Here is a 12,408-nt window from a genome sequence, read left to right as displayed (position 1 = left end):
CTCGACCATGCGCTGGATCAGCGGCCCCTTGTCGACGTAGCAGTAGCCTCCCTCGCGGATGGTGGCGAAGGTCTGGATGCCGATGGGGAGCCGGTCAGCCATGATCGAATCGCAACAAGTCCGTCCGTGGACTTGTTGCTTGACGGGGCTCGAAGAGCGCGGTCTTCGACCTCCTTACAAAACCTTCGCCTGCATGCGCAGGCGCCTGCTCTGTGCGACCATCCTGGTCGCAGATGATGGCTTCTTGCGAAACCATCGTCCATGAAGGCCTGGTCTGGCAGATGTCGCATTCGGATCGGAGCCCATCTTCCGCGTCGCCCAACCGGATCCAAGGCGATGGTAGCCGCTTCCTGCCGGTGATGCAAAATCGCATCCGTGCCGCGCTCCGTCTCCCGAGGCGGGGGGTATCTCTGCGCGCCACCCGATGGGTCATGCCGTACGCCCCTGCTGGAGGATCCGTGCGAGGTAGGCGCCGTAGCCGTTGTTGCGCATGGCATGGGCCGCCTCTGCCAGTGCCTCGTCGGAGATGTAGCCCAGCCGCCAGGCGATCTCCTCGAGGCAGGCCACCTTCAGTCCCTGCCGCTCTTCGATGATCTCGACATACCTGCCCGCCTCGAGCAGCGAGCCGTGGGTGCCGGTGTCGAGCCAGGCGATGCCGCGCCCCAGCCGCTCCACCCGCAGCGCTCCCTGCGCCAGATAGGCGCGGTTGACGTCGGTGATCTCCAGCTCTCCCCGGGCCGACGGCGTCAGCGACGCCGCAATCTCCACCACCGAGGCGTCATAGAAGTAGATGCCGGTCACGGCGTAGTTGGAGGCGGGGCGGGCGGGTTTCTCCTCGATCGAGACCGCCTTCCCCGCACGGTCGAAGGCGACCACGCCGTACCGCTCCGGAGCGCGCACATGGCAGGCGAAGATGGTGGCGCCCCCCTGTTTTGCGACCACGCCGGCCGCCCGGCGCAGCAGCCGCTCCAGCCCGTGGCCGTGGAACAGGTTGTCGCCGAGGATGAGGCAGCTGGGACGGCCGGCGACGAAATCGGCGCCGATCCGGTAGGCCTGCGCCAGTCCGCCGGGGGTGGGTTGCTCGGCGTAGGAGAGGGAGAGCCCCCATCGGCCGCCGTCGCCCAGGACCCGCCGAAAGGCGGGCAGGTCGCGCGGGGTGGAGATGATCAGGATCTCGCGGATGCCGGCGAGCATCAGGGTGGAGAGCGGATAGTAGATCATCGGCTTGTCGTAGATCGGCAGCAGTTGTTTGCTCACCGCGAGCGTCAGCGGATGCAGCCGTGTCCCCGCCCCTCCGGCCAGGATGATGCCGCGCAACGGTGGTGTCATGGTCGCTCCCCCTGTGGGCATTCCTTCCGCTCGCGCAGCAGCAGCGCCAGCAGCAGGAAGTAGATGATCAGCCCCGCCTGATGGAAGATGGTCACCGTCAGTCCGCTCCAGGCGTACATCCAGCAGACGATCAGCGCCGCGACGAAGAGTTCGTCCGGCATGTCGCTCCCGCGCGCCAGCACCACCGGCAGCGCCAACATGGCCAGCAGCGACAGCAGACCGACGATGCCGCCGTCGACCAGCGCCTCCATATACTGTGAGTGCGGGTCGTAGAGCAGAAGATGCAACCTCTCCTCCGTCACCTCAGCGTCGGCGCCGAAGGTGGCCGACAGCGCCGTCGGCATGTGCTGTTCGATCCAGCCCCGGTAGGGACGCAGGTCGATGTAGCCGTGGTTGCGCGGGCCGAGGCCCCAAGGGTGATCTCTCGTAATCTGTACCAGCAGCCCCCATATCTCCAGCCGGATCTGCAGCGAGGGCATGGTGCGCCGCCCTTGCAGCTGTCCCTCGATGGCGGAGAGCGAGGAGAACTGCCCTGTCCAGTGCGGCACCGACCAGGCCAGCCCGCCCATGAGCAGGCCCGCCCCTGCCAGCGCCAGCACCACCCTGCGTTGCCGGCGCCACAGCGCGAACAGCAGGCAGCCGATCAGCGCCGCCAACAGCACCGTCCGGCTGCCCAGCGGAATCTGCATGGCGGCGATCGGGACGATGCCCGCGATCATCCACCGTCCCTGCCTCCACGCCATTCGGGTCAACTGGTGGAGCATGATCAGCATGGCGATCATGCTGTAGGTGGCCGAATAGTTGAGGTGGGCGAAGGTGCCGTAGATGGTGTGGCCGGTTGTGCGCAGTCCGGCATCGGTGAGCTGGCAGGCCAGCGACCACCAGCTGAGCAGGGCCACGCCGGCGAAGCTGAGCCACGCCGCCCGCACGCGCTCCCGCCGATGCTCCAGCATCACCAGCGCCACCAGACCGATGGTCAGCGCGCGCGCGTCGTCGAACAGCCCGACCATCGCCTGGCGTGGGGCATCGGCCCACAGCGTGGTCAGGATCCGCCAGCCGAGATAGGCCCCGACCACCGCAACCACCATCCGCCGGGGGCGCAACTGCCGCCATGCCTCCGGCAGACGGCGCAGCAGTACCGGCAGCAGCAGCCCCCACGCCACATTGAGCAGCGCCATCCCCTGCATCCAGGCGAGGAGGAAGGCATACCACAGCGCACGCTCCCACCGCTCCGGCGGCGCGCGGCTAACCATGATCACACCGCAAAACGTCCGTCCGTGGACTTTTTGCTTCACGACAATCGAAGAACGCTGTCTTCGATTCCCTTACAAATCCGTCGGTTGCGTCTGCAACCTCCGGATTTGCGCGACCCTCCATGGTCGCGATGATGGTTGCTTGCGAAACCATCAAGCATGTCGCTCCAGCCAGGAGAGGGTGGTCTCGTGCGCCGCCACGAACTCGACCACCGACCGGTGGCGGCGGGCCATCAGCTCCTCCGATTCCGTCCGGAGCAGTTGTTCGGCCACCGCCTCGGCCAGCCGCGCCCCGTCCCCACCTCCGGCGCGCTCGATCACCGCCCCCTGCCACGGCGCGGTCACGACCATCGATGAGGGCACCTGGCGCGAGACCACCACCGGCACGCCGCAGGCCAGCGCCTCCAGCGGCACGTTGCCCCAGCTTTCGAACAGCGACGGCATCACCACCAGCCGCGCCCGGGCGTAGTAGGCCTCCGGCTCGGCGATGACCGGCGCGGTCTCCACCCGCGGCAGGCCGGCCTTGCGCACCAGCGCCGGCACCTTCCACCCCTTGCAGACGATGCGCAGCCGCAGCTCGGGGAAGCGGGGGGCGATCTCCCGCCACGCATCGAGCATGATGTCGATCCCCTTCAACCGCGGGTGGGCGCCGATGATCAACAGTTCACACCGGTCGGCGATCGGCGGATTCGTCGGGTGGAAGCGGTCGGTGTCGCACGGGATGATCACATCGCTCAATCGGGGTTCGGCCACGCCATGCCGGACGAACCACGCCCGCGCCTGCCGGCTGTAGACCACGATGTGCTCCGCCCGGGTCGAGAGGCGCCGCTCGGCCCAGCCGTTCCAGAGCGAGATCCCCGGCTTGAGCGAGGGGGGCAGCCCCGCCCGGCGCTTGGCCTGGCGCCACAGCGCCTGTGGTGTGGCGCCGATCCAGCAGTCGAGCAGCGGGTTGGGCTCGAAGCCGACCACCCGCAGCCCGGGGTGGCGCCGGCGCAGGCGGGCGACGACGCGCCGCGCCTGCAACCAGATCAGCAGCTGGGAGAGCGCGGGCGGGCGTACCGGCGCGCGGATCGGGTGCCAGACCACCGGCAGGTCGGCCAGCGCCTCGCGCACGCCGGGGCGGACGAAGCCGGCTGTGATGTGGATCGTCCGCCCCTTCCCGGCCAGCCGGAGGATCGCCTTGAGGGCGTCGCGCTCCACGCCGCCGGTGCGCGCGAGGCTGGTGAGGACGAAACAGAGCGGGGGTCGCGGGGTCTCCACCCGCCGCACTCTAGCCCGAGGCCGTACGCGACGCCCGCGGATCGCACGAGTGTGTCAAAATGTTACACGATGGCCTCGGGGGTGTTGACGCGTTGCCTCCGCCCGCCGACGGTTCGCCCCGTGTCGGGGGAGCCCCCGCACCGCATTGTTCCAACGGCCTGCGGGTCGCAATCTGAAATAAAGAGAGAGGAGAGAAGCTGATCATGAAGAAAGCTTACGTATCCGCCGCCGCCTTCGCGGTGGTCGCCGCCTCCAGCATCGCTGTCGCGCCGACCACCTCCGAAGCCGTGCCGGCCTTCGCACGCCAGACTGGCGCTGCCTGTCTGTCCTGCCACTTCCAGACCTTCCCGGCCATGACCTCCATGGCCCGCGCCTTCAAGATGGGCGCATTCACCGACGTCGGCGACGAGGCGCTGGTCGAGGACGACAACCTGTCGCTGCCGGCGGTGCTCAACGCCACCTTCGTGCTCCGTGCGCAGTATGACAACAGCAAGACCACCGCGGCAAACGGGACGGTCACCTCGACCGTGACCTGGAAAGTTCCGACCGACACCAACCTGATCATGGCCGGTCGCGTCGGCACCAACACCGGTGCCTTTGTCGAGTTCGGCGGTGGTAGCGGTGACACCACCACCGGCGCCAACAACTTCCAGTTGATCAACTCCTTCGACATGGGTGATTACAAGCTGGGCTTCAGCATCCAGAACTCCGGTTTCGGCCCCACCGCCGGCATGGAGCTGATGAGCGCCTACGGCCAGAACGGCGGCAAGCTCAACGGCAAGGGCCTCACCGCCTTCGAGAACATCGTCAATGCCGCCCAAGGGAATGTGGCCGGTGCGACCGGCACGCCCGGTGCAACTACCACGGCGGTCACCGGCTGGGTCGGCAGTGACCTCGGTGTGATCGCCGCCGGTGGTGTGGCGCTCGATACCGCGACCGGTGTCACCGGCCCCTCCTTCCTGCCGATGGTCTACGGCGAGCTGACCACCGAGCTCGGCGGCGCCGAGGCGATCTTCGCCATCGGTACCATCAGCGGCACCCAGCAGGTCAAGGGGGTCGTCGCCGGCGAGGGCAAGGTGTTCTGGCTCGGCGCCCAGCTGCAGGGCGAGATGGGCGACATGAGCTACGGCCTCTATGCCGACTACGCCAACGCCCCCTCCTCCAACAAGTCCACCGCCGCCAATGGCAACCTCTTCGTGAGCGGTGCGGCCAAGAACAGCAAGGAGGATGGCTACTCCCTGCGGCTCGACCTCAAGCCGCTGCACAACTTCCTGATCGGTGTCGGCTTCGGTGCGCAGAAGCTCACCACGGCGGCTGCCAGCACCAAGCAGACCATGTTCAATGTCGCCGCCACTTACGAGATCTACCAGAACTTCGAGTTCTCGGTCTCCTACGACACGGCGAACAACAACGGCTTCGTGGCCAACGCCAAGAAGAAGCATCTGCTGCTCGATCTGGAAGGGCTGTTCTAAGCCGGTACACGGAGCTCTGTTCCGTGGTGAGAGGGGGCCTGCGGGCCCCCTTTCTTCTTGCCTTTTTCGTCTTCAAGGTGATATGGCCAAGGGAACACGACGCATCACCTCCGCCGAGCGGCGCCGGATCGCGGCCCTGCTGCAGGATGCCCAGGCGGCCTTCTTCCGCCGCGACTTCGCCGCCTGTGCCGCCTGCTGCGACCGGATCGACGCCATGGTGCCCGGCAGTGCCGACGTGCACAACCTGCGCGGCATGATGGCGGCCGACTGCGGCCGGCTCGCTACGGCCGAGCGCCATTTCCGCGCCGCCCTCGATGCCGGGGATCGACGCGCGGCCCGCGCCGTCCACGCCAACCTGGCCCAGCTCTACCTCAACCACGATATGCCGCTGGCGGCGGTGCGCGAATACCGCGCGGCCATGGCGGGGAGGCGGTGGCCGGAGGATGCCATCGCCGCCGACTTCTGCCGGGCGCTCTGCGCCACCTCCGTGCCCGAGTATCATCGGGAGGCGGTGGCGATCGCCGAGCGGCTGCTGCGTCGCCGGACCGACCAGCCGGAGGCCGCCGTCGCCCTGAGCCTGGCGCTGCAGACCACCGGCCGGGTGGAGGAGGCCGAGGCGCTGTTGCGCGATCTGCTCGATCGCATCCCCGGCCAGCCCGAAGCGACCATGCGGCTGGCCGAGCTCTATGCCGAGACCGGACGGATCCCGCATGCGGTCGCCCTGCTCGAGGCGCGCCACCGCATGTTGCCGCGCGATATCGCCACCATGATCAGGCTGGCCCAGCTCAAGCGCTTCACCGATCGTGCGGATCCTCTGCTGCAGGCGATGGACGCCCGCCATCGCGACTGCCGGCCCAGGACGCGCAACAGGATGGAGCTCGCCTTCGCCCTGGGCAGGGCGATGGCCGATCTGGGGGCGCATGAGGAGGCGTTCGACTACTGGAGCGAAGGCAACCGGCTACAGCGCATCGCCCGCTCCTACGACGTGCAGTCGGAGATCGACCACATGGAGGCGATCGCCTGCGCCTTCTCGCCCGATCTGCCGCCGGTGGACAGCGGGCTCGATGCGGCGCCGATCTTCATCGTCGGCATGCCGCGCTGCGGCAGCACGCTGACCGAGCAGATCCTCGCCGCCCATCCCCGGGTGGCAGGCAAGGGAGAGAGCGGGGTCTTCTCCTCCGTCGCCCTGCCGGTGCTCGATCGGGGGGATGGGACGCTGACGCTCGAGGAGCTCGCCCGCAGCCCGGCGGAGGGGTGGCGCAGACTCGGTGCGACCTACCTGCGGGAGATTTCCGTCGGCCTGCCGGAGGGGGTGCGGGTGGCGGACAAGTCGTTGACCAACGCCCTCTACCTCGGCGCCATCCACCGTGCTCTGCCCAATGCGCGCATCGTGTTGGTGCAGCGCGATCCGATGGACCACTGCCTCTCCATCTTCCGCCACAGCTTCGAGGGAACAGCCTTCGGCTACGGCAACGATCTGGAGGATCTCGGCCGCTACTACTGCGCCTTCCAGCGACTGATGGACCACTGGCGGCGGATCCTGCCGGCCGACCGGCTCTACACCCTGCGCTACGAGGCGCTGGTCGAGCATCAGCAGGAGGAGACGCGCAAGCTGCTCGACTTCTGCGGCCTGGAGTGGGACGACCGCTGCCTGCAGTTCCACCGCGCCAGAAGCCAGGTCAAGACGGCGAGCATCGCCCAGGTGCGGCGGCCGATCTACCGCGATTCGGTCTCCGGCTGGCGCAGGTATGCGCGCCAGTTGGAGCCGCTGCGCCGCATCTTCGAGCAGGAGGGGCTGCTCTGATGCTCGTGGGGAGTGCCGTCATCGGGCTGCCGGGAGGAGGCGGATGACGGATGGCTGCATCATCGGCTACAACGGCGACAGCGCCCATCGGCCGGAGCGGGGATCGCACGACTCGGGTGCCGCCCTGATCGATCGGGAAGGGAGGGTGGTCGCGGCCTGCAATGAAGAGCGCTTCTCCCGCATCAAGCAGGATGTGCGCTTTCCGTTTGCATCACTGGCCTATGTCTCCCGGGAGTGTGGCCATCCCTCCACCGCGGCGTCGACGTGGCTGTCGCCTTGGCGACAGAAACCGATGCTGGATCGCCTCTTCCGCCATCTTCACGAGGTGTCGGAAGGGGACGCGGCGCTGCGCCGATACTACTGGAAGCAGCAACACGGCCGCTGGGCGCGCCTGTTGCGTCATCGACGGCGGACCCTGCCGGAATGGCTGCATCCGCGCTCGCTCTACCGGACCGATCACCACCACTGTCATGCCGCCACCGCCTATTACTGCGCGCCGTTCGGCAGCCGGCCGGTATTGGTGCTGACGCTCGATGGTCAGGGGGATTTCGCCTCGGGGAGTCTCTGGCACGGAGCGGATGGCAGGTTGACCAGGCTGGCCGATTTCGATGCGCTGAACTCGATCGGCAACCTCTATGCGGCGTTTACCGGATTTCTGGGCTTCACACCCAACCGCCACGAGGGGAAGATCGTAGGGCTGGCGGCGTACGGCCGCGGCCGTGCGCTCGCCGAACGGCTGTTGAGCCATTGTCGACCCGGGGCGTGGGATCGACTGTTCGATGCGGAGTTGACCCTGCTGGTCTCCCGTCCCGGTCACCCCCGGGCACGCCGGTTTCTGGAGAGGCTCTGCGAGGGAGCCTCGCGCGAGGATATCGCCGCCGGTATTCAGGAGGCGGTCGAGCGGCTGGTCGTGGAGATGGTGCGGGACTACTGCTCCTCCACCGGCTGCCGTTTGCTCGCCCTGGCCGGCGGGGTGTTTGCCAATGTCAAGCTCAACCAGCGCATTTTGGAGATGGAGGAGGTGGACAACATCTATGTCCATCCCAATATGGGCGACGGAGGGTTGGCTGTCGGCGCGGCGCTCGCCGCCCTGGCGGAGGAGAAAGGGGGATTGCAGCCCCGTTTTCTCCAATCGGTCTACCTTGGGCCGGATATCGGTGCGGAAGAGGCGCGCTCGGCGATCGAGGAGGCGGGGCTTGCCTGGAGCAGGCCGGAGGATCTCGCCGGGGAGGCGGCACGGCTGTTGGCCGAAGGGAAGGTCGTGGCCAGGGCCGCCGGTCGGATGGAGTACGGGCCGCGCGCGCTGGGCAACCGGTCGATCCTTGCCTCGTGCGACGATCCGTCGATCAATCAGTGGCTGAACGCCAGGCTGCGGCGAACCGAGTTCATGCCGTTCGCGCCGATCATCATGGAGGAGCATGCCCGCGACTACTTCCCCGCCTGGCGGCCCGAGCATGTGGCGGCGCGCTTCATGACCGTCACCTACGATGCGTCGGAGCTGGCCAAAGAGAACATCCCCGCGGCGATCCATGTCGACGGCACCGCCCGGCCGCAGGTGTTGCGCCGTGAGGACAACCCGGAGGTCTACGCCATCCTGGCCGCCTACCACCGGCGGACCGGAGTGCCGGCGTTGATCAATACCAGCTTCAACATGCACGAGGAGCCGATCGTCTGCACGGCGGTCGATGCGGTACGCGCCTTCATGCAGGGCGAACTCGACGCGCTCATTTGCGCCGATCTCCTGGTGGTGAACGGCTGAGCTATTCGCAGGAGGAAGGGCTGTGCGCCGCGCTTGCGCTCCGGGCGGGAAGCCTTTTGGTCGTTCGCCCGGAGGGGCCTTCGCTTTTGTTGACACCCCAAAGGGTGGTCGCTACGGTTCGCCGCCCTTCGCGGCAGGCCCGCAAGCCGCGCACTCCCGATCCGAGGTGGATATGCCGACCATCAACCAGTTGATTCGCAAGCCGAGACGCGACAAACGGAAGATCAACAAGGTTCCGGCGCTGCAGGCCTGTCCGCAACGGCGCGGGGTCTGCACGCGCGTCTATACCACCACGCCGAAGAAGCCCAACTCGGCGCTGCGGAAGGTGGCCCGCGTGCGTTTGACCAACGGCTACGAGGTGACCGCCTACATTCCGGGCGAGGGGCACCGGCTGCAGGAGCACTCGGTGGTGCTGATCCGGGGCGGCCGTGTGAAGGACCTGCCGGGTGTGCGCTACCACATCCTGCGCGGGGTGCTGGATGCGACCGGGGTGGAAGGGCGCAGGCAGGCGCGCTCCAAGTACGGCGCCAAGCGGCCCAAGTAGCAGAAGTTTCATAAGCAACGGGAAGAGGGTAACGTCCAGATGCCACGCAAGGGTCCTCCAAACCGCAGGCCTGTCGCCCCCGACGCGCGCTACGGCGACGTCCGGGTCTCGGCGGTGATCAACAAGGTGATGCGCGACGGCAAGAAGTCGCTTGCGGAGGGGATCGTCTACCGGGCGATGGAGATCGCGGCGCAGAAGAGCGGTGCGGAGCCGCTGGCGCTGCTGCATCGCGCGCTGGACGCGGTCAAGCCGCTGGTGGAGGTGAAGTCCCGTCGGGTCGGCGGCGCTACCTACCAGGTGCCGGTGGAGGTGACCGAGCGGCGGCAGGAGTCGTTGGCGGTGCGCTGGCTTGTGGAGTACGCCCGCAAGCGCAGCGAGCACACCATGGCCGAGCGTCTGGGCGGGGAGATCGCCGACGCCGTGCAGGAGCGCGGCGGTGCCTACAAGAAGCGGGACGAAACCCACCGCATGGCCGAGGCGAACAAGGCCTTTTCGCATTTCCGCTGGTAGCCGGCCGCCGGCGGCGTTCGTTCTTTCGAATACGGATACGGTCAAGGAGTAAGGGATCGTGGCGCGCAAGACCCCATTGGAGCGCGTGCGCAATATCGGCATCATGGCCCATATTGACGCAGGCAAGACGACGACCACCGAACGGGTGCTCTTCTACACCGGTGTCTCACACAAGATCGGTGAGGTGCACGACGGCGCGGCCACGATGGACTGGATGGCGCAGGAGCAGGAGCGGGGGATCACCATCACCTCGGCGGCGACCACCTGCCGGTGGAAAGAGCATCAGATCAACATCATCGACACGCCGGGCCACGTCGACTTCACCATCGAGGTGGAGCGCTCCCTGCGCGTGCTCGACGGGGCGGTCGGCGTCTTCTGCGCGGTCGGCGGCGTGGAGCCGCAGTCGGAGACGGTCTGGCGCCAGGCCGACCGCTACCGGGTGCCGCGCATCGCCTTCGTCAACAAGATGGACCGGGTCGGGGCCGACTACTTCCGCGTGATCGAGGAGATCAAGGAGCGGTTGGGGCATGAGGCCGTCGCGCTCAACCTGCCGATCGGCAGCGAGGATGGCTTCCGCGGTGTGGTCGATCTGGTGCGGATGAAGGCGATCCTGTGGAAGGACGAGACCATGGGCGCGGAGTACACGGTGGAGGAGATCCCCGCCGAGTTGCGGGAGCAGGCCGAGGAGTATCGCGAGGCGCTGCTCGATGCGGTGCTGGTCCATGACGAGGCGCTGATGGAGGCCTACCTCGAAGGGGAGGAGATCTCCGAGGAGGCGATCCATCGCTGCATCCGCAAGGCGGTGTTGGGGATCGAGCTGGTGCCGGTGCTTTGCGGCAGCGCCTTCAAGAACAAGGGGGTGCAGACCCTGCTCGATGCGGTGGTCGCCTATCTCCCCTCGCCGGTCGACGTGCCGCCGATCAAGGGGCATGTCGATGGGGTCGAGGGCGAGGTGGAGCGCAAGAGCTCGGACGACGAGCCCTTCGCCGCGCTCGCCTTCAAGGTGATGAGCGACCCCTATGTCGGTTCGCTCACCTACTTCCGCGTCTATTCCGGTGTGTTGCAGTCGGGCTCCTATGTGGTCAACCCGGTCAAGGGGAAGAAGGAGCGCATCGGTCGGCTGCTGCAGATGCACGCCAACGACCGCAGGGAGATCAAGGAGGTGCGCGCGGGCGACATCGCCGCCGCCGTGGGGCTGAAGTTCACCACCACCGGGGACACCCTCTGCACCGAGGATGCACCAATCGTGCTCGAGCGGATGGAGTTCCCCGATCCGGTGATCTCGGTGGCGATCGAGCCGAAGACCAAGGCCGACCAGGAGAAGATGGGGGTGGCGCTCTCCAAGCTGGCCGCCGAGGATCCCTCCTTCCGCGTCCATACCGACGACGAGACGGGTCAGACGATCATCTCCGGCATGGGGGAGCTCCATCTGGAGATCATCGTCGACCGGATGAAGCGCGAGTTCTCGGTGGAGGCCAACGTCGGCCGGCCGCAGGTGGCCTACCGCGAGACGATCCGCAGCTCCCACGAGGCGGAGGGGAAGTTCGTGCGCCAGTCCGGCGGCCGCGGCCAGTATGGCCATGTCTGGCTCCGTCTGGAGCCGCTGGAGCCGGGCGGAGGGTTCGAGTTCGTCGACCAGATCGTCGGCGGCGTGGTGCCGCGCGAGTACATCCCGGCGGTGGCCAAAGGGGTGGAAGAGGCGATGCAGAACGGCGTGCTCGCCGGCTTCCCGATGGTCGACGTGCGGGTGACGCTCTTCGATGGCTCCTACCACGAGGTCGACTCCTCGGAGATGGCCTTCAAGATCGCCGGCTCGATGGGGTTCAAGGCCGGCGCCGCCCTGTGCGATCCGGTGCTGCTCGAGCCGATCATGGATGTCGAGGTGATCACTCCCGAGGAGTACATGGGCGACGTGGTCGGCGACCTCAACCGGCGGCGCGGCAGGGTGCTGGGCATGGGGGAGCGGGGGCACGCCCGCTGCGTGGAAGCGGAGGTGCCGCTTGCCGAGATGTTCGGCTACGCCACCAGCCTGCGCTCGCTCAGCCAGGGGCGGGCCAACTACACGATGCAGTTCAAGCATTACGAGGAGGTGCCGGGCAACGTCGCCAAAGAGGTGATCGCCCGGGTGCAGGGGTAGCTCCCGAGAGAGTAACTTCGGCCCCGGCGCGGTGGGGCCGGCATCCGCGGCCAGGAGGGCCGCGCAAATCCGAAGCTTGCGGATGCAAGCGGAGGATTTGTAAGGGGATCGAAGAGCGCGCTCTTCGATCGCCGTCAAGCAAAACGTCCACGGACGGACGGTTTGCGATGGGGTAAAGATGACGACTTCGCAAGAAGTCGGCATCCGCGGCCAGGAGGGCCGCGCAAATCGAGAGCTTGCGTAAGCAAGCGATGGCTTTGTGAGGGAATCGAAGAGCGCGCTCTTCGATCGCCGTCAAGCAAAACGTCCACGGACGGACGGTTTGCGATGGGGTAAAGAT

Annotated in this window: 9 protein-coding genes; 5 read left to right on the top strand and 4 right to left on the bottom strand. The window is 67.3% G+C overall.

Annotated elements, in window-relative coordinates; all coding sequences use genetic code 11:
- The 4 genes from D6682_05750 to D6682_05735 form a co-directional block, all read right to left on the bottom strand.
- Positions 1-102 (bottom strand): hypothetical protein (locus D6682_05750; protein RMH51000.1); only part of this gene is annotated, 102 nt, incomplete at its 3' end.
- Positions 103-429: 327 nt separating this feature from the next.
- Positions 430-1,329: a glucose-1-phosphate thymidylyltransferase gene (gene rfbA / locus D6682_05745; GenBank protein RMH50999.1), complete on the bottom strand. Its 900-nt coding sequence runs from the start codon at positions 1,327-1,329 to the stop codon at positions 430-432.
- On the bottom strand, positions 1,326-2,588 hold the full coding sequence (locus D6682_05740) for an O-antigen ligase domain-containing protein (protein ID RMH50998.1): 1,263 nt from the start codon (positions 2,586-2,588) through the stop codon (positions 1,326-1,328). The genes rfbA and D6682_05740 overlap by 4 nt, the downstream gene beginning before the upstream one ends.
- A gap of 147 nt (positions 2,589-2,735) precedes the next feature.
- Positions 2,736-3,884: a glycosyltransferase gene (locus D6682_05735; GenBank protein RMH50997.1), complete on the bottom strand. Its 1,149-nt coding sequence runs from the start codon at positions 3,882-3,884 to the stop codon at positions 2,736-2,738.
- Positions 3,885-5,183: 1,299 nt separating this feature from the next.
- Between D6682_05735 and D6682_05730 the strand changes: the two genes are divergently transcribed.
- From D6682_05730 to fusA, 5 genes are all read left to right on the top strand, one after another.
- On the top strand, positions 5,184-7,118 hold the full coding sequence (locus D6682_05730; GenBank protein ID RMH50996.1) for a sulfotransferase family protein: 1,935 nt from the start codon (positions 5,184-5,186) through the stop codon (positions 7,116-7,118).
- On the top strand, positions 7,063-8,877 hold the full coding sequence (locus D6682_05725) for a carbamoyl transferase (GenBank protein ID RMH50995.1): 1,815 nt from the start codon (positions 7,063-7,065) through the stop codon (positions 8,875-8,877). Before D6682_05730 ends, D6682_05725 begins: the two co-directional genes overlap by 56 nt.
- A gap of 172 nt (positions 8,878-9,049) precedes the next feature.
- Positions 9,050-9,421, top strand: coding sequence for a 30S ribosomal protein S12 (locus D6682_05720; protein RMH51001.1), 372 nt, complete (start codon positions 9,050-9,052; stop codon positions 9,419-9,421).
- A 39-nt stretch (positions 9,422-9,460) separates the two neighbouring features.
- Positions 9,461-9,931: a 30S ribosomal protein S7 gene (locus D6682_05715; GenBank protein RMH50994.1), complete on the top strand. Its 471-nt coding sequence runs from the start codon at positions 9,461-9,463 to the stop codon at positions 9,929-9,931.
- A gap of 58 nt (positions 9,932-9,989) precedes the next feature.
- Positions 9,990-12,068, top strand: a complete 2,079-nt coding sequence (gene fusA / locus D6682_05710) for an elongation factor G (protein ID RMH50993.1) — start codon at positions 9,990-9,992, stop codon at positions 12,066-12,068.
- The last annotated feature ends 340 nt before the right edge of the window (positions 12,069-12,408 follow it).

The sequence above is a fragment of the Zetaproteobacteria bacterium genome (assembly GCA_003696765.1).
In the GTDB taxonomy this organism is placed as follows: domain Bacteria; phylum Pseudomonadota; class Zetaproteobacteria; order Mariprofundales; family J009; genus RFFX01.
The sequence above is the reverse complement of the archived record's forward strand: the minus strand, read 5'-3'. Positions and strand labels throughout refer to the sequence as shown.